This is a genomic window from Lelliottia nimipressuralis, from assembly GCF_041464075.1.
Classification (GTDB): Bacteria; Pseudomonadota; Gammaproteobacteria; order Enterobacterales; family Enterobacteriaceae; genus Enterobacter; species Enterobacter nimipressuralis.
Map to the genome: position 1 here is coordinate 916,696 of NZ_CP167172.1, position 23,877 is coordinate 940,572.

The window sequence follows — 23,877 nt, forward strand, 5'->3', positions numbered from 1 at the left end:
AGATTGCTAAATTTTGACGGTTTGGTAAAACAGTGGCTTCACAAAAGGAGATCGCAATGACGTTACCGAGTGGACACCCGAAAAGTAGACTGATTAAGAAGTTCATGGCTCTTGGCCCGTATATTCGAGAAGAGCAGTGTGAAGAGAATCGCTTTTTTTTCGACTGCCTGGCTGTTTGCGTCAACGTGAAGCCTGCACCCGAAAAACGGGAGTTCTGGGGCTGGTGGATGGAAATGAACGCAGAAGAGAAGCGTTTTACGTATAGCTATCACTTTGGCCTGTTTAACAAAGATGGACACTGGGAAGCGACAACTATCAAGGATCAGGAAGTGATCGACCGCCTGGAGCTAACGCTGCGTGGATTCCACGACCGAGCGCGCGATCTGCTGGCGACCTTAGATTTAAAGCTCGAACCGGCTGATAATTTTACTAACCAGCAGGTCAAACTCTCCGCTTAACGCCTTACCCGCAAAAAAGCGACAGACAATAAAAAACCCGGCTGCTCTCGCGCCGGGCTTTTTTTTCATTCATCGATATCAGAACTGGTAAGTCATACCCAGAGCGACGATATCATCGCTGCTCACGCCCAGTTTATTATCGTCATCAATCTGGTTGATTTTATAATCAACAAACGCAGACATGTTTTTGTTGAAATAATAGGTCGCGCCGACGTCGATATATTTCACCAGATCTTCATCACCGATGCCTTCAATATCCTTGCCTTTCGACTGGACATAGCCCAAGGACGGACGAAGACCGAAATCGAACTGATATTGTGCGACAACTTCGAAGTTCTGCGCTTTATTCGCGAAACCACCGGAAATTGGCGTCATATTACGGGTTTCAGAATACATCGCCGCCAGGTAGATATCATTGGCGTCATATTTCAGACCGGTTGCCCAGGCTTCGGCTTTTTCGCCTTCACCGCGTGCTAGCAGGTTCTGCGCGTTGGTGCGGTCAGAGTTGGTGTACGCCCCGCTGACGGCGAAATCGCTGCCACCGAAATCATAGGTCAACGAGGTGCCGAAGCCGTCGCCGTTCTGTTTTTTCGCATCACGGCCTTCGTTTTTGCCCTGATACTGCAGGGTCATGTCCAGGCCATCAATCGCACCGAAGAAGTCGGTGTTGCGGTAGGTGGCGAGGCCGGTGGCACGTTTGGTCATGAAGTTATCGGTTTGCGCCGAAGAGTCGCCGCCGAATTCCGGGAACATATCAGTCCAGGCTTCCACGTCATACAGCGCGCCCAGGTTACGACCGTAGTCGAAGGAGCCGATATCTTTCAGCTTCAGACCGGCAAAGGCCAGACGGGTTTTCTGCGTGGAATCACTCTCGGCTTTATTGCCGGAGAATTCTGCTTCCCAGCGACCGTAACCGGTCAGCTGATCGTTAATTTGTGTTTCGCCTTTAAAGCCGAAACGGACATACGTCTGGTCGCCGTCTTTGGTATCATCATCACTCAGGTAGTGCATTGCTTTTACTTTGCCGTACACGTCCAGTTTATTTCCGTTCTTATTATAAACTTCAGCTGCGTGTACAGATGCGGAAGCCACAACGCCCATTACCACTAATGCCAGAGTGCTCTTTTTCATTTTCAATCCTGATGTTTTATAAAACGCGCTAATATTCGCTGAGCAATAAGATTCAGCTTATTACCCCGTGAAAAACAGGAAGGGTTTTATCGTCTGCGGGTGAACGTTTTATGACAAAGTAAGAATATGTTTAAAAAAGTCAGTTTTAATTTTTCAGTCATAAAACTGTCAAAATCTGCCGCTACGCTTCCTGATCCCGCGCAACAAAGTCGCGAGCTTTGTGCGCCAGCAGTTGGCAACGGCGCTGAGTCCTGTTAAAACGTCTGATTGACATCATTTTCCCTTATTGTTGAATGGCAGAGAATCATGAGTGACAGCCAGACGCTGGTGGTAAAACTCGGTACCAGTGTTTTAACAGGCGGATCGCGCCGCCTTAATCGCGCCCACATTGTTGAACTTGTCCGCCAGTGCGCACAGCTTCATGCCGCAGGTCATCGTATTGTGATTGTCACGTCAGGCGCGATTGCCGCCGGGCGCGAACATTTAGGCTACCCCGAACTCCCCGCCACCATCGCCTCTAAGCAACTGCTGGCCGCGGTCGGGCAAAGCCGACTGATTCAACTGTGGGAACAGCTGTTCTCTATCTATGGTATTCACGTCGGGCAGATGCTGCTGACCCGCGCGGACATGGAAGATCGTGAACGCTTCCTGAACGCGCGAGACACCTTGCGTGCACTGCTGGATAACAACATCGTTCCGGTCATTAACGAGAACGACGCGGTGGCAACCGCTGAAATCAAAGTTGGCGATAACGATAATCTCTCTGCGCTGGCGGCGATTCTGGCCGGGGCTGACAAGCTGCTGCTGCTCACGGATCAGCAGGGGCTGTTTACCGCCGACCCGCGCAATAACCCGCAGGCGCAGCTGATTAAGGACGTTTACGGCATTGATGACGCACTGCGCGCGATTGCCGGAGACAGCGTTTCCGGGCTGGGCACCGGCGGAATGGGCACCAAGTTGCAGGCCGCCGACGTGGCCTGCCGCGCGGGCATCGATACCATCATCGCAGCGGGCAGCCGTCCGGGCGTGATTGGCGACGTGATGGAAGGAATTTCCGTCGGCACCCGTTTCCACGCGCAGGCTTCTCCGCTGGAAAACCGCAAACGCTGGATTTTTGGCGCACCGCCAGCCGGTGAAATCACCGTCGATGAAGGGGCGACCGCCGCGATTCTGGAAAGAGGCAGCTCATTGCTTCCAAAAGGAATTAAAAGCGTGACAGGTAACTTCTCCCGTGGTGAAGTGATTCGTATCTGTAATCTTGAAGGTCGCGATATTGCTCACGGCGTCAGCCGCTACAACAGCGACGCGCTGCGCCGCATTGCCGGGCATCACTCACAGCAAATCGACGCCATTCTGGGCTATGAATACGGCCCGGTTGCTGTGCATCGTGACGATATGATCATTCGCTAAGGAGCCAATCATGCTGGAACAAATGGGCGCCGCTGCCAAAGCCGCCTCTTACAAACTGGCGCTCCTTTCCAGCCGCGAGAAAAACCGCGTTCTGGAAAAAATCGCTGATTATCTGGAAGCACAGTCTCAGCAGATCCTGCTCGCCAACGAACAGGATTTGGCCGACGCGCGTAACAATGGCCTGAGCGAGGCAATGCTCGACCGCCTGGCTCTGACGCCCGCACGTCTTAAAAGCATCGCGGATGACGTGCGCCAGGTCTGCAACCTCGCCGATCCAGTGGGGCAGGTGATTGACGGCGGGCTGCTCGACAGCGGCCTGCGCATCGAGCGTCGCCGCGTCCCACTCGGTGTGATCGGCGTGATTTATGAAGCGCGCCCGAACGTGACCGTCGACGTCGCCTCCCTGTGCCTGAAAACCGGTAACGCCGCCATTCTGCGCGGGGGTAAAGAGACGTGGCGAACCAACGCGGCCACCGTTAACGTCATTCAGCAGGCGCTGGAAGAGTGCGGCCTGCCAGCCGGTGCGGTACAGGCTATCGAAAGCCCGGATCGTGCGCTGGTGAATGAAATGCTGCGCATGGATAAATACATCGACATGCTGATCCCACGCGGTGGCGCGGGCCTGCACAAGCTGTGCCGCGAACAGTCGACCATTCCGGTAATCACCGGCGGGATTGGCGTGTGTCATATCGTGGTGGATGACAGCGCAGAGATCGCGCCTGCCCTGAAGATTATCGTCAACGCCAAAACCCAACGCCCGAGTACCTGCAACACCGTTGAAACGCTGCTGGTGCATCAGGATATCGCGCAGACGTTCTTACCTGCGCTGAGCAAGCAGATGGCCGAGAGCGGCGTGACGCTGCATGCAGATGAGAATGCGCTGGCGTTGTTGAAAGATGGCCCAGCGAAAGTAGAAGTGGTCAAAGCACAGCAGTATGACGACGAATATCTGTCGCTGGATCTGAATGTGAAAGTGGTCGCCGATTTGGACGATGCTATCGCCCACATTCGCACCCACGGCACGCAGCACTCTGACGCGATTCTGACCCGCACCCTGCGCAACGCCGATCGGTTTATCAATGAAGTGGATTCTTCTGCGGTCTACGTGAATGCCTCAACGCGCTTCACCGACGGCGGCCAGTTTGGACTGGGCGCAGAGGTGGCGGTGAGCACGCAAAAACTGCACGCCCGTGGCCCGATGGGCCTGGAAGCGCTGACCACCTACAAGTGGATCGGCTTTGGCGATGATACGATTCGTGCGTAAATAAACGTGGGTGATGCAAAATTAGGCTTTTGATTCGCAAGGCTATTGACGCATCACCCCGTTAGTTTTAACCTTTTGCCCCGTGGTTACACTCGTAACCGGCCTCTCAGGGCCGATATAGCTCAGTTGGTAGAGCAGCGCATTCGTAATGCGAAGGTCGTAGGTTCGACTCCTATTATCGGCACCATTTCAAACTCTTCCCAAGTCTACCGAAATCAACTTAAAGCCCGTATACTGCGGTTTCTGGCCCGTATCTTATCTCCTGTTATCAACTGGACTCAACCGGAATCAAGTCACAGTTGGGGGCATAAGTGGGGGCATTCTGTGTTCGGTCCAGGGAGGTGCCCCCAATGAAGCTTAATGCACGACAGGTAGATGCTGCTAAACCCAGAGAGAAAGCCTACAAGCTAGCAGATGGTGCAGGCTTGTATCTTGAAGTTGTTCCTTCTGGTTCCCGATACTGGCGGATGAAATATCGCTTCAATGGAAAAGAGAAGCGTATGGCTTTTGGTGTCTATCCGACAGTGTCCCTTGCACAAGCGAGGGCACTACGTGATGAAGCCAAGAAAAAACTGGCCGAAGGTATCGATCCATCGTTTGCCAAGAAAGAAGAAAAGTTGGTTCGCGATGTGCAGCTCAATAATACGTTTCAGGCTGTGGCACTTGAATGGCACGGAACGAAGGTGAGCCGATGGTCAGAAGGTTATGCCTCCGATATCATCGAAGCATTCAATAAAGATATTTTCCCCTATATCGGCCAGCAGCCGGTAAATGAAATCAAACCACTGGTTCTGCTGAATGTGCTGCGTCGTATGGAAAGTCGTGGCGCGACAGAGAAGGCCAAGAAGGTTCGCCAGCGCTGCAGCGAAGTCTTTCGTTACGCCATCGTTACCGGTCGCGCGGAATACAATCCTGCTGCGGATCTAACCAGCGCGATGTCAGGACATGAATCGAAGCATTATCCCTTCCTTACCGTTGAGGAGTTACCAGACTTCTTTAAAGCTCTCTCTAGCTATACAGGCAGCCCGTTAGTTGTTCTTGCCGCACGTTTGCTAATCCTTACGGGAGTTCGTACCGGCGAGCTTCGGGGGGCTTTCTGGAGTGAGTTTGATCTTGAGAAAGCGGTGTGGGAAATACCTGCAGAGCGAATGAAGATGAAACGGCCTCACCTTGTCCCCCTCTCTACCCAAGCGCTGGAAATCGTACAGCAGCTCAAAGTGATGTCTGGACAATATCCTCTGGTATTCCCAGGGCGTAATGATCCCCGTAAGACGATGAGTGAAGCGAGCATTAATCAGGTATTCAAACGGATTGGATATACAGGAAAGGTTACGGGACATGGTTTTAGGCACACGATGAGTACGATTTTGCATGAAGAAGGGTTCAATACGGCGTGGATTGAAACCCAGCTTGCGCATATCGATAAGAACGCGATTCGTGGGACGTACAACCATGCGTTGTATCTGGAAGGACGTAGGGAGATGATGCAGTGGTATGCGGATTATATTGATAACATTGGAAAATATAAAATAATCATGGCCTTATGATACGAACCTTAAATTGGTCCTTTATTAGTAGGTAGCGTGAAATCTAAAGCTTAGCTCCTCCGCTTTGGAGGAGTTCAACCCCCGTAATTTTTTGTACTGATTTACATTTGCGTCCATCAGTTGAACTCACAGTGAAAAGCTGACTCTGATATCATTTGCGCATATCGTTGCTAAGCAATCGTGTCTGCTAATATCTGTGCGTATGCGAAAAAACTACTAACCTTTGAAGGTTAATTTGGAAGGTGAAAATGGCAAAATTATATGTTGTCGACAGATACAATCGCTACCAAGAAAAACAAATTGTATCGCTGAAGAAATTTGATGATATCACACCTATCGAACTGGGCCATTTAGTGAGGGAGTTGTTCCCTGATGGTGTATCAGATCAAGGTAACTACTATTTTCTTTCGAATGTGCCTTATGTAGACCCAATGACCTGCTCCCCGTTGATTAGTACACCCCGATGTTAGTAATGTCTTCATCTGCAACGTGAGGACATCCCCATTTCCCTGATACTCGAAGTAATGAAATTACTTACCTGACTTTCAATATCGCCACAGCTTCAGTCTCCGGCATCGAAAACTGCACCCGGTGCCGGGCAGCCACATCTAGTGTAAACACTTTTGTATAGAATTCCGTCGAGCTGACCGACTTGTGACCCATCAGGCTCTGCAGCACCTTTACCGGAATTCCTGCGTACAGCATGTGCATGGCGTAGGAATGACGAAACGTGTCCGGGGTCACCGGTACCGAGAACGTTACCCCGTCGGCCGCAGCCGCTTCCACTGCTTCACCAAGCCATGTCCGGACCGTGCGAGCAGTGTTCTCCCAGATACGTGCCTTCTCTGTCTTACCGGTTCGCTTGTTGCGGTGCTCCAGCGGGAGCTCGCCCGGCAAAACTGCCTTAAAACTTAAACCAAGCATAAATGGCACCAGAATGACTCAAAAAATACTGGCGCATTACGCTGGTTTTAAGGGGCGATTTTGAATAATTTTAACTTTGTGGAGCAATGTTAGTCAGCAGAAATTAAATGTAAGCTACAATAATACTGTGAAGCTATCTGGGGCATAAAAAACAGCGTGTAGTACAGGATAATTTCAGGTCATACAGATAATGAATTTTATTAATGACAGTAGGTATAATTGCAAGGGGTGATTACTTTGCTAATAATTACCAAAAGACGATTTTAATCTTTAATGTATACCGATTATCCCCTGCACGGCGAGAATTCATGCCTGCATCTTTAGGGTGTATGGGTTAGATTGAGGGAATCAGACGTCCACCATAGAGTACCTATTTTATTCGTAACATCCTATCAGTACCTTTCCAGCCGAGCCTGAAAATGATTTTTCACTGTATCCATATTTTGGAAGGTTAGAATGATGAAAAAAGTCAATATGCTATATCAACCTGATCTAACAACAAGTCGAAAGATGTCTGGTGTAACTCGTTGTAATAGCATGACCTGCATAGGTAAATTTTTTCCCCTCACGATATTACTGCCATTCGTTTTTGTATCTTCAGCTAAGTCTGCAGACGACCTTATCGTAGTGAAAGCGGATGAAATACTTCAGTTAGAAACTGGCTCTAATCTGACTTACGGTATTATTTATATAGGCAACACTCCTGGGGATGCCTCGCTTACTATTAAAGGAACAGGCTTTCCTGCTTCTGGGGTCGTAAAGACGAATTATGTTAGTGTGGGAAATAACAGCTCCGGCACGTTAACTGTGGATAACGGTGCTTTTGTATCTGCGGAAAATATTTTTTTCGTCGGCTTAGGCTCTGCAGGTTCAGGAACAGGCGTGTTAAACGTGGACAACAAAGCTGCTGTGCTGGCAAAAAATGATATTTACGTTGGCTACGGCTACGATACAGGTAATTATGACAGTGCCGGCACGGGGACATTAACAGTGGACAGAGACGCTTCTGTGTCTGCAGGAAATAATATTTTTATCGGCTTAGGTTCTTCAGGAACAGGTGAAGGTATATTTAATGTAAATAACAATGCTACTTTGCGGGCGGGGAATGATATTTACGTCGGCTACAGCGACAGTACAGGTAACTTTGACATAGCTGGTTCAGGGAGGCTAATCGTAGATAGTGGTGCTTTTGTGTCTGCGACAAATGATGTTTTCATTGGCTTAGGCGTTATAGGTACTGGTACCGGTATGCTCACCGTGAATAACAAAGCTTCTGTGCTGGGGGGGAAAGATATTTATGTCGGCTACGGTAACAGTACCGGTAGCTACGACAGCTTCGGCTCAGGTACACTAACCATGGATAGCGGTGCCTCTGTGTCTGCAGGAAAAAATATTTTCGTCGGCTTAGGCACCAGCACCAGCACCGGAACCGGAACCGGAACCGGTACGCTAACCGTTGATAGTGGTGCTTCTGTGTTTGCTGAAAATTATATCTTTGTCGGCTTAGGCACCAGTACCGACTCTACAGGCGCGGGTAACGGCACCGGTGTGTTAACTGTAAATAACGGTGCTTCTTTAACTGCGACAAATAATATTTATGTCGGTTATTCCGTATTTTTCAACGGCAGTACCAACGCAACCGCCTACGGCACTCTGACGGCCAGTAATGGAAGCCTGATTAAATCTCCAAACCTTTCTATCAATAATGGTGCGCTAAATATTGGGGCTGCCCGAAATCAAGATGCAATCGGAGCGGGTTATGTGGAAGCTGGTGTTGTTACTCTAAATTCCAACTTAAACACAAGTATTGCGGAAATTAACTTCAACCACACAGATTCGGAGTATGTGTTCTCCTCTCCAGTGGAAGGTACCGGTAATATTAATATCTGGCAGGGACATACCACACTTACCAGTAACAATACCTATTACGGAAGAACATCTGTTTATGGCGGTACACTTACCGCCGGGACGGAAGGTGCATTCAGCGGTAGTTCCGGCTATAACGTGCGACGGGAAGGTGTGCTTGATCTTAACGGGCACGATCAGACGCTATATTCTCTGGTCAACAGCGGAACAGTTTACCTCAACCAGAGTGAGTCGTCTGCCGGAACCACCCTTACAGCTACTGACTATATAGGTAACGGCGGCACCCTCGTATTCAACTCTGTTCTGGCAGGTGATAACTCACTTACCGACAGGATGCATATCACGGGTAACACTTCCGGAAGCAGCTATGTTCAGGTGATCAACCTTGGGGGCCAGGGCGCAGAAACCGTGGAAGGGATTGAGTTGATTGGCGTTGACGGGAAATCAAATGGAAATTTCGTTCAGAAAAGTCGCATTGTGGCCGGTGCATACGACTATCGGCTTGCGAAAGGTCCGCAGAATGGCAACTGGTATCTGACCAGTACGCTTAACCCACTACCACCTGTTGAACCGGGGCCTCTGCCTGTAGATCCTGAGGCACCGGAACCACCATTACCACCAATAGACCCTGAGGCACCAGAACCACCATTACCACCAATAGACCCTGAGGCACCAGAACCACCATCGCCACCGATTGGTCCGGGAGTTCACATGGTTCGTCCGGTAGCAGGCAGCTACATCACCAACATGATAGCTGTCAGTGAAATGCTCGTCACCCGAATGGAAGATCGCAACGATCAGCGGACTTATACCGATATGCTGAGCGGAGAGAAGAAAACAACCAGCATGTGGTTACGCACGGAAGGGCGCCATCTGGACAATCGCTCTGCCGGTGACCAGATCGACACCGACGAGAACCGCTATGTGGTTCAGTTAGGGGGCGACATTGCCCGCGGCACCTTGACGGGAACCGACAGCTGGCGTACCGGGGTTATGGTTGGCTATGGTAACAGCCACAGCACCAGCGACTCCAGCCTGACCGGTTACGGCTCAGAGGGGAACGCCAGTGGTTACAGTGCCGGTCTCTACGGCACCTGGTTCCAAAATGCAGACCAACGTACCGGGGCTTATCTTGACAGCTGGTTACAGTATGCCTGGTTCAGCAATGAAGTCCGGGAGGAGGGGATGTCTGCCGAAGAGTATGATTCAAATGGGCTACAGGCATCACTGGAAGGGGGTTATACATTCCACCTCGGGGGAAATGAGCAGAATGACTTCTTTATTCAGCCTCAGGCCCAGGTGGTGTGGAATGGCGTGAAGATGGATGAGCATATTGAAGATAACGGAACCCAAGTGGTAGGTAAGGGTGATAACAATGTGCAGAGCCGCGTTGGCCTAAAGGGCTTTATGGAGCACCGGCCGGACAAGAATAGTGTCTGGAAACCGTACCTGGCCGCAAACTGGATACACAACAGTGAAGAGGCTGGCGTCAGAATGGATGACGTAACGCTGTACAGCGCAGGTCAGAAAAACCTGGGTGAAGTAAAGGCAGGAGTTGAGAGTCGTATAATACGTAATATGAGCGTACAGGCCGGTGCTAGTGTTCGATTTGGCAGGGATGACTATCGTGATGTGGGTGGCAGTATAGGAGTGCGTTATGAGTTCTAATGTTACGGTTTCATTACCATCATCGGTGGCTTCCGTGCTTGCTAACAGAACAGAGAAAACTTCACCAACCTGCCCAGCAGGTTGCGGGTAATTTGACCGATAACCACGGGAAGATACAACCGACATGCGACCTGCATGTCGGTTTGCGCTCAGGCACAACAACCGGACATAACCCGCAAAGGTGATTACATGGAGCCGATATGTAAATAACGAATTTTGATCGCAAAGCAATAAATGGATATAAGAACACTATGAGAATTTTTTTCCGACTGCAGGAGAATATTTTCAAAGGGATGGGTATCAAGGGTTGGCAATAGATAGTATCGCCTCGTTAATGACTACCGGAATATAGTAGCTAAATACGTAATAATTATCTATGCCTTCTACCTTTCGCCTCCTTGATATATCAAACCCCTCTTTCCGCGTTGCCATATATTCAAGAAAAAAAATATCGTAAAAACTTCTGACCCTTAAAAAGGTATCCTCTACCCGGCCAGCCCAGCTAAAACAGATGTAATCACCCTGAAGGGATAAATTTTCACCTTCAGGTAAAATGTTTGGATTGCCGGATATAAAGGTATACATACTGACTTCATAATTTTCACCATCATATGGAGAGAATTGTGCACACATCCATACGTCATCACGATTTAACGAATTGGTATCACAAAAATTATCAATAATGCGTTCAATCTGATGGTAATGTGAGGCTATCATCATCCCGCCTGGACGCTGAAACGTATGCTTAACACCACGAGCCTGTATATCAAAATCAAAAAGGCTGACAAATGTACATGATAGATACCTCTTTGGAAGATTTATTCTATGTTTTTTAAGAATCCCATTGAAACTAATGTTTCTATGTGTTTTTGATTTATCAATACACTCTCCAGTGATTAGTTCAATGCTTTTTTTAAAATAACCAATACCCTTTCTGTTGTGTTTTTTACAAATATCCTCTACTGAAATGGTGGTGAACTTGAGCTCCAGAAGTATTCTGTAAGCCCACATTACTTTAATATACAGGTATGGAGTGACACCTGCATATTCCAAAAATAATCGACTCAGGTGTCTTTTACTATAACCAGAAATGCGCTGTAACTCATTCATGGTCATCTGATAGGGCAGTCGATTGTCAATATGCTCCAGTAAAGAATTGAAAATTTCCCGTGTAAAGCCATCATTAAATTTAGTCATGTCATCGCCTAATATAACATATGCCATCTGGATATATTAGCATATCCCAGGTCTGGTGCTAGTTCTTATTCGGTCTAAATTAATTAGTCATACTCAATGATATAATTTGCGCTAGCATAGAAGGTACCCTCGGTTAAGTTATTTTCATCATCAACCTGAATGAAAGCCTGCACAGTAAACATTGTCGACTCTGCAATCTGTAATGAAAGATATTTTGCAGGGTCGTTAATTGACAGCAGTTCTCCATCTGGCGTTTCAATGCCAATGGCAATTCCATTACTGGTACTACTGGGGTCGGGCATTAACAAACCGGTAGAGCCAGAGCTTTCAGCCCCGGTAAAGAGAATTTTCACTGTTCCTTGCCTGGAGATATCACAGTTATCAAGATGTATAGTAAAAGGAAAACCTTTCGTCCTTTTTTGTTCTTTAAGCTCTCTCACTGTAATATCAGAAATCATCATCGTAATTTCTTCATCACCAGGCCTGATGGTGCAGGGAGAGGCTTCAATTAATGTTCCGCTAAATTCAGCAGCAATGCTACTTTCATTTGATATAGCATGACGGAATGGATAAAATAAGAAAGAAACTATAACCATTGTAGTGAATATAACTTGGCGATTCATCATTGATAAGTTACCCGCAGGGTTGCAGATGCTGTAAATCCCCCCCCCATTAAAGTCGCATCAACATCTTTATCAAGAACAGCTTCAAGTATCGTATTATCACCGTAATTTAATGTAAATTCTTCATTAATAGCCTGGGGGGTGCCATTATTCAGTAACCGCACACCCAGTCCGGGTTTTTCAGGAATATCAAGCAACGCAGTATTAAATTGCGCACTGGCACCATAAAATTGTAGGGTTAACTGATTATTCTGAAGATGTTCACATGTTAGGTGTAAATCTAACTGTTTTCTTAGATACGAAGAACCGTCAATTTTTGTAATATCGACATCTCCAAATTGAACAACAATATTTTCATTGTTATTAACCATGCATTGTGCTTCTTCTGAGACCATCGCTGTAATCGAGAATTTTACTCTATCATCATCCTGAGCAGCGCGCGGTGAATATGAGACCAACAATATCAGGCTATAACCAAGCCAGGCTAAGGTGTATTTTATAAACCTAAGATTATACATTGTATCCTACATATAAATTTAGATGGTGTTAGTCATACTTAATTATCATGACCAGATTATTATTATAGGCACCAGCCTGAACTGGAGTCCCGGTAGTTCGCACTGATAACATGGTTAACTCCGCCTGTTTCTTCTCCAGGTGAGTGCCATCCTTGATTTCAATATTCGTAGAACGATCAATTAACTGGTGATTCAGCCCATTTTTACTTGGATTGTCCAGGGAAACTGTAAATCCAAACGGGCGGGATTCGGATCCTGGGCAAACACCCCTCATTTTCCCAACGGGAAAATCTATTTTCACCGGAATGCCAAGTGTGAGATCCCCCAAAGAGACAGTGGTTTCGCCCTCATGTTGCCACGTACACTGCGGACCTAAAATAATGGCGGTCGCGGTAAAGGTAAAACTATCGGGTGACTGCGCCGCATAACAAAAAGAAGTTGAAACTGCTGTCAATACCAGTATGAAAATCTTTACACACGCATTTAGTTTCGTAATCATTCAATTTATATCTCATCAATCATAAATTAATTCGAAACTCACAAAAGCATCCCATTCGTTGGCCTCAAGGGCCGATAGGGTTCGTTCAGGGGCTACATGGTAAATTACGGCATCAGTACCCGGTTCCAGGAACAAAGGTCCTTCCCGCTGCCCCAAAGGTACACTTTTCCCCTGATGATCCGTGATTCTCAAACCAATGCCTTCAATCCCGTTTAACGCGATAAGCTGGTCGTTATCTTTATGGCTGTTTGCAATAAAGCGAATTGTGGCCAATGGCTGACTATCACTCCAGCTAAGTAATGCACCAGGAACATTCATTAAACTCCGGCTAATCTGTTGACAGTCTTTCAGTCGCAGCTCAAGGGTAGCTGCCCTGCCTCTATCTCCCGGATGGTTAAACTGGCTTGTTTTTGTATCCCCTAAATCGATTTCCTGAAAGACTGAAGCCATATCAAGACGACAGGCATCTCGATATACAGCACCATTTACGTGAAACACTCCATGTAAACCATCTGTAAGCCAATTATTTTGCTCAGTGGCCTGAGTCACCTGTATAGATAGAGTTGCTATTAATATAATAAACAACATCTGAAGGTTTGATGTTTTTAAAAACATACGTATTCTCTTAATAAGAGGCTTGTTAACACTGGCAATTCATTCATTTCTGATTTGTATCAGTCTTGCAGGAATTTGCATTGCATTTAAAATTCAGGCGAGGACGTCCACCATAATCATTTATATACGTAAGAACAGGGTTGCTTCCTAATTCATTGGCGTTAACACCTAGCGTATTCTGGCCATACGGTTCGAGCATCACGGCTTTGAAGTTTGCATTACTCTCAGTTTTTTCTGAAGAGCGTGCATCAACCAGCGTAATAAAATAAGGAGTCTGATTTGAAACCTGATACTTATCACCCGATTTAGTCAGCGTGATTTTTTCGTTCCAGATGGAAGCCATCTCTGTTGCACTGATAACAAGGGCCTTTGGTCTATAAAACAGCTTTATGCGCGACTGCAGTGCCAGTTGCATAGTATTTGCTTTGTCGCTACGTGGTGGGATCTCACGTAAATTGAAATAAAAAAGTGATTCGCGATCCTGAGGGAGCGTGCTGACGGAGGGTAAAGCCTGAATTTTAACCTGACTTTTACTTCCTGGCTCAATACGCTGAACTGGCGGTAAAACAGTCAACGGGCTGGTAATTTTGTTTCCTTTCGAATCCTCAAGCCATCCCTGTGCAAGATAAGGTAATTTTGTATTTTCGTTACTAACTCCCAAACTCACTGAATTCTTGCTGCCATCAAATATAACACGCGTTCGGTCCAGGGCAACGGCTGCCAAGGCTGATTGACCGTTTATAGTTATCAGTAATGATACAAAAAGACTATTCTTAATAGTGGATGATTTCATGTTAATTTCCGGTTGTAGTATTGAATTAAAAGAAGATAAATTAATCATGATATATCTTCTCATGATTATGTTTTCACTCTTGCACTGTTGATGATGCCACAGGGTGACATGTCAACAGCAAGTTAGCAATTTGCTCATTATTAAGGGGAAGTTTATCAGGAACACCAATGGCACACTGGGATTCTCCATCCCAACGTACAGATATAGTTTCACCTGCATTTATTCCGCTTAAATAGACACTGCCACTATCATTTACGAGACCAATTTCTTCGTGGTTTGTATTGTGAACAGTAGCACCAAAAGGTGGATATGACCCGTCCTTAAGACGAATTACAGCCATACCTTTACTCCCTGATATAACATCAAAATGTCGATATCCTATAGCGCCTTCAGTCATAGTCAAATCGGCAACAGAACGTCTGACTTCTGTGTTTTCATCCAGTTTATCTAAATCGATTTTAGCTGAATTTCGATAATAGCTATTAACGTCACCGAGAACTGATGTGCCGAATACATTTGAATACACAGATGCCCCATAACCTCTGACAGGGACGCCTGAAACACCATCAGTATCGACCATAAGCCGGGTTCCTCCATTCATCCCAGAACGGTGCAGCGCAGCGCCTTTCATAGTCGCAGTCCCACTTCCTTGTAAGGATATCCCTAGCTGAGTGTATTGATCTGACTTATAGCTTACATTTCCATTTATCAGCGCAATATCGGTTTTATGCGTCACATTTGCGCTTAACGAATTGCTGCTTTCATTATAACCTGTGCTAATTCGATAGTCAGTATATTCATTTAAATGTTTGTTATAGCTGACTTGCTGCTCTGTGTTACTTCCATTGTTTGAAACGTTATAAGAAACAGTACCACCCTCACCAAAAGGCACTGACATGGAAAGATACATCCCATCGTCTGTCTCCTGTTGGTATTCATTACGATAAGCTGACAATGACAGATTGATATTTTTTATAGGACCAATGTCAACATTATGAGAGGCCGTAATACTATAACGATCATTAACAGGGTTTTCCCAATATGTTTCATGGGTATAATTCAGATATGCGGTAAGTCCGATACTGTCAAATCGTTTATTTGCCGTTATAGTATACATCTCTTTTCGGTTTCCTGACCTTTCCCCAGTATCAAGGGCATCAAGGTACTCAGCCATACTCATGAAGTCTCTTTCTGAAAATCGGTAACCTGCAAAGCTTATATTTGCATCTAGCTCGTCAAAAGATTTCGAGTAATCCAACCGAAAGGACCTACCTTGTAATGTTGAATCATCGGGTAGGGTAGCCTTGGATTGTGTTATATCAAAAGATACAGCCCCAATGGTGAACAGGTCTCTGCCAATACCCGCAGCGGCAGCCCAGTAATTATCACTAACAAGGCTCCCACCAAAAAGTGACCAACCATTACTTACACCCCAGGAAAATTCCCCGGTAGCAAACAACGGACCATCTACTGAATGAGACCAGCCCGAGGCCCGACCAACAGCGGTACTGTATCTTACCGTTCCAGGGCGGGTGAGATAAGGTATATTCGCGGTCTCAACCTGAAACTCTCTAATTGAACCGTCTGCCTCAGAAATCTTAACGTCAAGTTTTCCACGGATATTATCGCTTAAATTCTGTATAGAAAAAGGACCACTTGCGACCTGTGTTTCATATAAAATGCGGTCCTCTTGGGAAATTGTCACACGTGCATTACTGTTGGCCACACCAGTGACTTCAGGTGCATAACCCCGTAAATTTGGTGGCAGCATATTGTTGTCAGACTTAAGCCCTGCACCTGTAAATCGGAAACTGTCAAAAACGTCCGAGTAAAGATAGTCTTCGCCTACTGTCAGTTTCGCCGCTAATGCTGGTATCGGACGATACGCATAAAATCGACTCCATTCCATATCAGAGGACATTGCACTGGTTGACGAAGTTGAATCTGGGCTCATTTGCCAGTCAGCCCTTAAGCGCCAGGCTCCTAGGTTAACTCCAGTAGTTCCATTTCCACTAAGTGTGTAATCACTACTACTACGCGATTCATGTTGTCTATCTATCGACTGCGCATTGATGTAATAATCAACCAAAACTCCTGAAATGCCATTATCCCATCGGGAGGGAGGGTCCCAGTTTGTGTCAGTATATTCGAGATAAGCTTGCGGAATGCCTAATGCTAAGGATGACGTAGCGAGTGCGACATCAATGGTTAGGCCGTTCAGGCTATTAAGCCTCAGGCATTGGTCTTTATCATCCCATTGCAATTTTTCAAAAATGTCAGGTTTAATCCCAAACAGGGAAACCATATCTCTAGTTAAGCAAGCTTCGCTACCATTAGGGTCGTCTTCAGGCGCCCGAAAGATGACTTCCATTTCTTCGGTGCTTTGACCATTTATTTTCACTATCAACTGGTAAGTACCGGGTAAAATAAACCCTTTCTTAGAAAACTGGCTTAAGTCAAAATTATTTTTATCATTTATATCAAGGATGCTAGTATTAAATTGAATTTCATCTTCAGAATTGACGACTGGCACCCGAAGGAAAATTGAAAATGCAAGTGAATACATTGCAAATATAACCGCACTTGCCTTTATTGATTTGCTATGTATCGCCATTTCAATTAACTTCAATTATCAAACATTGATTATTTAATTCACCCGAAAATATCCTTACGAACAGGTGTTACAAGTACTCCTGCTCGTAAGGATAAAGCAACTTACTGGTAAGCTAAAATAAAGTTTGCGACAGCGGTAAATTCACCCTCGGTTGGCGTAGCACTTTCATCCCCCATGAGATAAGCTGAGAAATGCATCGTATTACTGCCATTCATAATATCCATTGCTTTACTTGGAGTATTCAGAGGTAGAAAACCAGAGCTACTATTCTGCTCTGCGATAGCTACTCCAACACCACTTGCCGTACCACTAACCCCTAAAATGCCTGGCTCAAATTCTGACGACGTACCACCGAATGTAACGGTCACTGTATTTGCGCCATCTTGATCCAGCACACAATTTTCTAGTGTAATATCAAAATCACGCGGTTTTGTTGTTTTATCGCCATCAGTCAGATCTTTAATGGATATCTGCCCCAGATCAACTGTTTGATCTGATGATTCAGGAGAAATGGAACAGGCCGAGTCAGTAATATTTCCGGTAAAGGTTACTTTCCCTCCCTGGTTTATAGCCATTGCGCTGCCAGACATCATTACAGCAGTAAAACCAAGCGAAAGACATAATGCAGATAATTTCATTTGAAAGCCTTAATCTTTTATTTATAAGATCTGAACCAATTCCAGATTTCGTTACATATTAAATAGGAAAGTATTACGAAGATTATAAAAATGTCCGCATTGTTCGAAAAACCCATGTTTTTGTAACAAACAACTAACAACTAACAACTAACAAATAGGTTTTTCCAACCGTTTACCCGGATATTTTCATCGTAGGTTGTAAGTGTTCTGATGTTGCAGAACCATTCCTGATAAGTAGTGCAGATGAACCGCAGGAGAATATCAGTTATGTTTTTTACATCTGGTCCCCCTGACGATGAATGTAATCTCCGGTATAGCAGGGGCACCACACAAATGTTATAAATTTGTTTCTTTGAGAGAGTGGGTGGACGCTTTTGATACACTACCTGATAATTATATTTATCCTTTCTAATATACTTGGCTTGAACCCAGCCATGTTATGACTTTATATTTCAACAGGAAAATATATGAATTTATCATCAAAAATTATCCTTCTTGGCTTGGCGACAGCATTTATAACCGGGAATGCAATGGCTGCAAATCAGGGAGGTAAAGTAACCTTTACCGGAAATATTACTGACTCGGCCTGTTCCATTTCTCCTGAATCATCAGATCAAACAGTTGATCTGGGGCAGATATCCATTAAAGATCTGACCGATGGTGACAGAAAATCAACACCACGTAACTTTGATATTTCACTCGAGAACTGTATCTTAAATAAGCCAAAACTCGAGAATTGGGTAACAATAACCTTCAACGGTTCAGGCGCTACGTTTAATCCTTCAATTCTGGGGACAAGCGGCACAGCCAGTGGGATTGGCATCGCCATTTCGGAGCAAAATAGCGGTGATTATCTTCCTCTGGGAGTCGCAAGTTCACCTCAAAATCTTTTGGCAGGTGATAATACATTACATTTCTCAGCTTATCTCGTTGGCGGTTTGCGTCCAACTGAAGGTGATTTCACCGCAGTTGCAAACTTTACATTGGATTATTTATAATTTCTAACAAGAGCTATTTTAAGCGATAGCTCTTGAACTATATCACCACCGTAATTTTACCATTGCGGCTGGAAGTGCTAATATCATTAACTGTGCTAGTCTACATATTACCTTCATATCAGCCATTATTATTTAACCTCATTATTATGAGGTTAAATATCTTTATCTAACATGAACCCCATAGCTCTCGTTCTCAGGTGCGCTTACTGGACTCACTGAATTGCCATGGATAACCTCGACACTTCTAAGTCATTGATGGACTGACTCCGCCACGGTAGTCGACCTATATTTTGAGTATAGGAGATGTCTATGGGCGCACCACCCACGCTACCAGCTAAGTAAGACGGCGACCAAAGCGCTTCCGGCTTCCCGTTAAACTCCTGCAATTCGCACTCGAATAGCTCGCATACCATGGCAAGGCACGAAAACAGTTTAAACGTTTGCGCTCGCCGGTCGTTGGGCTGGATTCTGTTTAAAGTTGGCTTTACGAAGTGGCAAAACGGGCAAGTTAAGTTGTTTGAAGTCGTCAACGAAAGGAATTCTACCGCAAGCTTGTTCGTGTTGCGGTGTTATCTTCGCCAGCACTCCGAAAGATAGAGCTGGCTAGCGAATAAGAGAATGGCCGGATAAGCCTGAAGTTAACGGGCCAGTGCCCAGTAGAATACCGGACCTAGGCCTCAGCGACAGCCTGATTTAAATCGTCCAACTTTTGGGTTGCAGTTCATTTAGGGCGGGGAGGATGTCAATTTCAACCAATTAGAGACATCACATGCATTTTCATGACCTTTCTAACTTATTTTATAACCTATTGAATATCAATTTATTATAAATATGTGATTTTCATTATTGAAGTAAATGTCATACTTCCTGTTTCTGATGGCATTCCGATAAATGTGATTTTTATCGGAAATTGACGCCCAGGGGTGAGCGTGTAGTCCCCATCCAAAGATTTTTCTGTTGAAGTGGTGAAAGCCATTTCGACATTGTTGACTTCATTAGGAGTAACTTCGATGTTAACTTGCACACTATTCTGATGGGGATTTTTACATTCAGTGCTCAAATACAAATCAATACTCTTTTTGGCGAGTTCATCAGCAGTTAACGTCCCGAGATCCCATTTCAATTCAGAGGGTACAACATGACAATCAAGTTCGGGTATACCTGGGCTAATACTACAGGATCTATCTGCCAAGGCTTCCTTGTCGATATCCGAATTATCGCCATCAAAAACGAGGCATGTGTCACCAACAAGCTCGGGGTCATCAGGTTTAAACAACCCGATATTGAAGGCTGAGTCTATCGGAACGCCAAATAGTTTGTCACCTTCGGTCTTGCAGACGCGGTTTTCTAAGATCATTTTTGGGTCAATCGTCGATTCGTCATTCCATGCTTGCCCAGTGGTAGCTCCATATGTGCGAGGAGCCACAGTACTCCCTGCTCGTCTCCACTCTCCCCACTCAGTATTCCATCTATATGGAGTCACATTCCAACTTTTCGCGGGGTATGCATCTGCCTGATTACAGATAGGAACCGAAGTGCCTTTAGCTAGTGTGCCACCTGTTGCTGGCAGGCCACCCTGGTAGTATCCGTAGGCACCGGCAAAGCAGGAGTTGGACACAAAGATAAGTGATAGCATCACTATGCGCATAATTTTCTGTCTTATTATCGTTTTTAAGTTAATGAGATACCCACGCTCGGCGTAGGCTGTATGATTGCAATCATTGTGTCCGTCGCGGGACTGCGCTCTTATCATAGATGGTGTCATTACTTTCTCGACCATTTAATACAGACTCTTGTTTAACAGGTTTCCCTCACGCCATAAGAAACACTGCTGGGATTTTACAAGAAATAGTTACCGACCAATTTAACAGAGAAAAGATTCTACTCATAAACATAGATAGTTATCCAAGAGTATAGTTTGTTATTGACTGTAACGATTAAATAATGCGAGCGGCTTTCGTTGCCCATAGAGAGCTAATCACTGATGGCGAGACAAACTCCACGATTCACACAAGTTGTGCATAGTAATTTAAAATCAACCATTTCAGGATGTTAGTTATTTTTAACGGCATAAATAAAAGTTATTCCCAACCCAACCATAAGCACCTAATTACAAAATCATTGCAGGATAAGTATATAATGATAGGGTAATTTCCTTGCAGGGCACAGTGTTTGTCCGCGCCTTTGATTGGCGAAACAAGTTTTTAACAATAGTGTTACTACCAACAATTGAATCGCCACGGGTTTAACAGACACCTCAGAGTCATTTAAGATGGCTTAAAGAGAGGTGCCCATGAGCGGTAAGCGTTATCCCGAAGAGTTTAAAATTGAAGCAGTCAAACAGGTTGTTGATCGCGGTTATTCTGTTGCCAGCGTTGCAACACGTCTCGATATCACCACCCACAGCCTTTACGCCTGGATAAAGAAGTACGGTCCGGATTCTTCCACTAATAAAGAACAGTCAGATGCTCAGGCCGAGATCCGCCGTCTCCAGAAAGAGCTGAAGCGGGTTACCGACGAACGGGACATATTAAAAAAAGCCGCTGTAGATTCAATTGGTCAACGCAACAGTCATGTGAAAACATGTAGTTGCGGAGGATTGTTGGATGAGACGGACATTTACAGCAAAGGAAAAAGCATCTGTTTTTGAACTGTGGAAGAACGGAAAAGGCTTCAGTGAAATAGCTAATATCCTGGGTTCAAAACCAGGAACAATCTTCACCATGTTAAGAGATACTGGTGGCATTAAACCCAATGAGCGCAAGCGGGCTGTAGCTCATCTGACGCTGCCTGAGCGCGAGGAAATACGAGCCGGTTTGTCAGCCAAAATGAGCATTCGTGCTATAGCGACTGCGCTGAATCGTAGTCCTTCGACGATCTCACGTGAAGTTCAGCGTAATCGAGGCAGGCGCTATTACAAAGCTGTTGATGCTAATAACCGGGCCAACAGGATGGCGAAAAGACCAAAACCGTGCTTACTGGATCAGAATTTACCGTTGCGAGAGCTTGTCCTGGAAAAGCTGGAGATGAAGTGGTCTCCAGAGCAAATATCAGGATGGTTAAGGCGAACGAAGGTGCGCCAAAAAACACTGCGAATATCACCTGAGACAATTTATAAAACGCTGTACTTTCGTAGCCGTGAAGCGCTACACCACCTGAATGTACAGCATCTGCGCCGGTCGCATAGCCTTCGTCATGGCAGACGCCATACCCGCAAAGGTGAAAGAGGTACGATCAACATAGTGAACGGAACGCCAATTCACGAACGCTCCCGGCATATCGATAACAGACGCTCTCTGGGGCACTGGGAAGGTGATTTAATATCAGGCACAAAAAACTCGCATATAGCCACACTTGTAGACCGAAAATCACGTTATACGATCATCCTTAGACTCAGGGGCAAAGATTCTTTCTCAGTGAATCAGGCTCTTACCGACAAATTCCTGAGCTTGCCGCCTGAACTCCGACGATCACTGACATGGGACAGAGGAATGGAGCTGGCCAGGCATCTGGAATTTACTGGCAGCACCGGAGTTAAAGTTTACTTCTGCGATCCTCAGAGTCCCTGGCAGCGGGGAACAAACGAGAACACTAATGGGCTAATTCGACAATACTTTCCCAAAAAGACATGCCTTGCCCAATATACTCAGCATGAGCTGGATCAGGTTGCAGCTCAGCTAAACAACAGACCGAGAAAGACACTGAAGTTCAAAACACCGAAAGAGATAATTGAAAGGGGTGTTGCGTTGACAGATTGAATCTACAGCGGCGTACTTCGCAAAGCTGTCCGACTGAGGTACGCCTTTATCCGTGACAACACCTGTTGCTGGCCTGTTCGCCTGCTCTGTCGGGTGCTGGATGTTCATCCCAGTGGTTTTTACGCCTGGCTTCAGCAGCCGCATTCACAACGCCATCAGGCAGACCTGAGACTGACAGGACAGATTAAACAGTTCTGGCTGGAATCGGGATGCGTCTATGGTTATCGCAAAATCCATCTGGATCTGCGGGACAGCGGGCAACAGTGCGGAGTGAACAGAGTCTGGCGACTGATGAAACGTGTCGGGATAAAGGCTCAGGTCGGATACCGGAGCCCGCGGGCACGTAAAGGCGAGGCCAGTATCGTGTCGCCCAACAGGCTCCAGCGACAGTTCAATCCGGATGCTCCGGATGAGCGTTGGGTAACGGACATAACCTACATCAGGACCCACGAAGGCTGGCTGTATCTTGCCGTGGTTGTTGATCTGTTCTCACGCAAAATTATCGGCTGGTCCATGCAATCCCGGATGACAAAGGACATTGTCCTGAACGCACTGCTGATGGCTGTATGGCGGCGTAATCCCCAAAAACAGGTGCTGGTTCATTCGGATCAGGGCAGTCAGTACACAAGCCATGAGTGGCAGTCGTTCCTGAAATCACACGGTCTGGAGGGCAGCATGAGCCGTCGCGGTAACTGCCATGATAATGCGGTTGCAGAAAGCTTTTTCCAGTTACTGAAACGCGAACGGATAAAGAAAAAGATCTACGGAACGCGGGAAGAAGCCCGCAGTGATATTTTTGATTACATCGAAATGTTTTATAACAGTAAGCGTCGGCATGGTTCTAGCGATCAGATGTCACCGACAGAATATGAAAACCAGTATTATCAACGGCTCGGAAGTGTCTAGATTATCCGTGGCGATTCATTCCATCGAAGCATTTTTGCCCTGAGAACCATATTTTTCTTCAGACAGGTCTTCACCATTCACCGTATTTTTGAACCAGTTATACTGCGCCCACATATCCAGATATAAACCGGTTTTATCCGCATCGTTCGCATACCACGTACCGTATACACCCACACTGTAGCCACTAATCTGGCCTTTGGAAGAGTAACCGCTGACGTTTGAAATTGAGTTGCTTTTATTATTTCCGTAACCGGCCATCAGTCCCAGGTGCCAGCGACCCAACGGGGTTTGGGGAGCAACGGAACAGTAAACGCTGTTAAGCGGTCATTTAAAGTGGCTAACAATAAATCGACCACTTATTCGATACCATCAGGTAAACGAATCGATGGTCACTCATGGACAGGTGCAAGGCAAATTGATTGTATGCTGCGTTGAGTAAAGAGCAAAAGC

The 23,877-nt window shown here is 46.0% G+C and carries 17 protein-coding genes, 1 tRNA gene and 4 pseudogenes; 10 read left to right on the top strand and 12 right to left on the bottom strand.

The genetic code is table 11. From position 1 onward, the window contains the following. The first annotated feature begins 56 nt into the window (after nt 1-56). Entirely contained in the window at nt 57-458 is a 402-nt protein-coding gene (gene crl, locus ACB496_RS04270; RefSeq protein WP_100777508.1) for a sigma factor-binding protein Crl, read from the top strand. 78 nt (nt 459-536) lie between these two features. Here the strand turns inward: crl and phoE are convergent, their stop codons facing one another. Next, complete coding sequence (gene phoE, locus ACB496_RS04275; protein WP_102104387.1) at nt 537-1,589, bottom strand: phosphoporin PhoE; 1,053 nt, start codon at nt 1,587-1,589, stop codon at nt 537-539. 306 nt (nt 1,590-1,895) lie between these two features. Here phoE and proB point away from each other — a divergent pair, with 306 nt between their 5' ends. The 4 genes from proB (at nt 1,896) to ACB496_RS04295 (ending at nt 5,810) form a co-directional block, all read left to right on the top strand. After that, the gene (gene proB, locus ACB496_RS04280) at nt 1,896-2,999 is read left to right on the top strand and encodes a glutamate 5-kinase (RefSeq protein WP_100777506.1); all 1,104 of its coding nucleotides are present in this window, start codon (nt 1,896-1,898) and stop codon (nt 2,997-2,999) included. A 10-nt stretch (nt 3,000-3,009) separates the two neighbouring features. Continuing rightward, complete coding sequence (gene proA, locus ACB496_RS04285) at nt 3,010-4,263, top strand: glutamate-5-semialdehyde dehydrogenase (RefSeq protein WP_371974530.1); 1,254 nt, start codon at nt 3,010-3,012, stop codon at nt 4,261-4,263. Nucleotides 4,264-4,374: 111 nt separating this feature from the next. Next, nucleotides 4,375-4,450: transfer RNA gene (locus tag ACB496_RS04290), tRNA-Thr, on the top strand. Nucleotides 4,451-4,613: 163 nt separating this feature from the next. Then, nucleotides 4,614-5,810, top strand: coding sequence for a tyrosine-type recombinase/integrase (locus tag ACB496_RS04295; RefSeq protein WP_371974531.1), 1,197 nt, complete (start codon nt 4,614-4,616; stop codon nt 5,808-5,810). Between the two features lie 534 nt (nt 5,811-6,344). Here ACB496_RS04295 and ACB496_RS04300 read toward each other — a convergent pair. Then, nucleotides 6,345-6,698: pseudogene (locus ACB496_RS04300) on the bottom strand (tyrosine-type recombinase/integrase); the annotation flags it as partial. Nucleotides 6,699-7,190: 492 nt separating this feature from the next. On the opposite strand from ACB496_RS04300, the gene ACB496_RS04305 reads away from it, so the two are divergent. Further along, nucleotides 7,191-10,268 carry an autotransporter outer membrane beta-barrel domain-containing protein gene (locus ACB496_RS04305; protein ID WP_371974532.1) on the top strand — a complete coding sequence of 1,026 codons (3,078 nt, stop codon included), beginning with the start codon at nt 7,191-7,193 and terminating at the stop codon, nt 10,266-10,268. Nucleotides 10,269-10,568: 300 nt separating this feature from the next. Here the strand turns inward: ACB496_RS04305 and ACB496_RS04310 are convergent, their stop codons facing one another. The 8 genes from ACB496_RS04310 to ACB496_RS04345 all read right to left on the bottom strand — a co-directional run bounded on the left by ACB496_RS04310 (nt 10,569) and on the right by ACB496_RS04345 (nt 17,765). Beyond that, complete coding sequence (locus ACB496_RS04310; RefSeq protein ID WP_371974533.1) at nt 10,569-11,465, bottom strand: hypothetical protein; 897 nt, start codon at nt 11,463-11,465, stop codon at nt 10,569-10,571. A gap of 83 nt (nt 11,466-11,548) precedes the next feature. Then, nucleotides 11,549-12,091 carry a fimbrial protein gene (locus ACB496_RS04315; protein ID WP_371974534.1) on the bottom strand — a complete coding sequence of 181 codons (543 nt, stop codon included), beginning with the start codon at nt 12,089-12,091 and terminating at the stop codon, nt 11,549-11,551. Further along, a complete protein-coding gene (locus ACB496_RS04320) occupies nt 12,088-12,459 on the bottom strand; it encodes a fimbrial protein (protein WP_371974535.1) in 372 nt (123 codons plus the stop codon). Before ACB496_RS04320 ends, ACB496_RS04315 begins: the two co-directional genes overlap by 4 nt. Before the next feature lie 175 nt (nt 12,460-12,634). After that, the gene (locus tag ACB496_RS04325; protein WP_371974536.1) at nt 12,635-13,105 is read right to left on the bottom strand and encodes a hypothetical protein; all 471 of its coding nucleotides are present in this window, start codon (nt 13,103-13,105) and stop codon (nt 12,635-12,637) included. A 15-nt stretch (nt 13,106-13,120) separates the two neighbouring features. Continuing rightward, a complete protein-coding gene (locus ACB496_RS04330; protein WP_371974537.1) occupies nt 13,121-13,720 on the bottom strand; it encodes a fimbrial protein in 600 nt (199 codons plus the stop codon). A 43-nt stretch (nt 13,721-13,763) separates the two neighbouring features. Then, on the bottom strand, nt 13,764-14,513 hold the full coding sequence (locus ACB496_RS04335) for a fimbria/pilus periplasmic chaperone (protein WP_371975209.1): 750 nt from the start codon (nt 14,511-14,513) through the stop codon (nt 13,764-13,766). A gap of 73 nt (nt 14,514-14,586) precedes the next feature. Further along, nucleotides 14,587-17,142, bottom strand: a complete 2,556-nt coding sequence (locus tag ACB496_RS04340; protein WP_371974538.1) for an outer membrane usher protein — start codon at nt 17,140-17,142, stop codon at nt 14,587-14,589. 86 nt (nt 17,143-17,228) lie between these two features. Continuing rightward, on the bottom strand, nt 17,229-17,765 hold the full coding sequence (locus tag ACB496_RS04345) for a fimbrial protein (RefSeq protein WP_371974539.1): 537 nt from the start codon (nt 17,763-17,765) through the stop codon (nt 17,229-17,231). A gap of 467 nt (nt 17,766-18,232) precedes the next feature. Between ACB496_RS04345 and ACB496_RS04350 the strand changes: the two genes are divergently transcribed. After that, the gene (locus ACB496_RS04350) at nt 18,233-18,763 is read left to right on the top strand and encodes a fimbrial protein (RefSeq protein ID WP_371974540.1); all 531 of its coding nucleotides are present in this window, start codon (nt 18,233-18,235) and stop codon (nt 18,761-18,763) included. Nucleotides 18,764-19,586: 823 nt separating this feature from the next. Here the strand turns inward: ACB496_RS04350 and ACB496_RS04355 are convergent. Next, nucleotides 19,587-20,543: a hypothetical protein gene (locus ACB496_RS04355; RefSeq protein ID WP_371974541.1), complete on the bottom strand. Its 957-nt coding sequence runs from the start codon at nt 20,541-20,543 to the stop codon at nt 19,587-19,589. A 513-nt stretch (nt 20,544-21,056) separates the two neighbouring features. Here ACB496_RS04355 and ACB496_RS04360 point away from each other — a divergent pair. The 3 genes and pseudogenes from ACB496_RS04360 to ACB496_RS04370 form a co-directional block, all read left to right on the top strand. Then, nucleotides 21,057-21,305, top strand: a pseudogene (locus ACB496_RS04360) (transposase); the annotation flags it as partial. Nucleotides 21,306-21,369: 64 nt separating this feature from the next. Continuing rightward, nucleotides 21,370-22,521, top strand: a complete 1,152-nt coding sequence (locus tag ACB496_RS04365) for an IS30 family transposase (protein ID WP_371974542.1) — start codon at nt 21,370-21,372, stop codon at nt 22,519-22,521. A 12-nt stretch (nt 22,522-22,533) separates the two neighbouring features. Then, nucleotides 22,534-23,427 (top strand): annotated as a pseudogene (locus tag ACB496_RS04370) (IS3 family transposase); the annotation flags it as partial. Between the two features lie 18 nt (nt 23,428-23,445). On the opposite strand, the pseudogene ACB496_RS04375 reads toward ACB496_RS04370, so the two are convergent. Continuing rightward, nucleotides 23,446-23,709: pseudogene (locus ACB496_RS04375) on the bottom strand (autotransporter outer membrane beta-barrel domain-containing protein); the annotation flags it as partial. Nucleotides 23,710-23,877 lie beyond the last annotated feature (168 nt).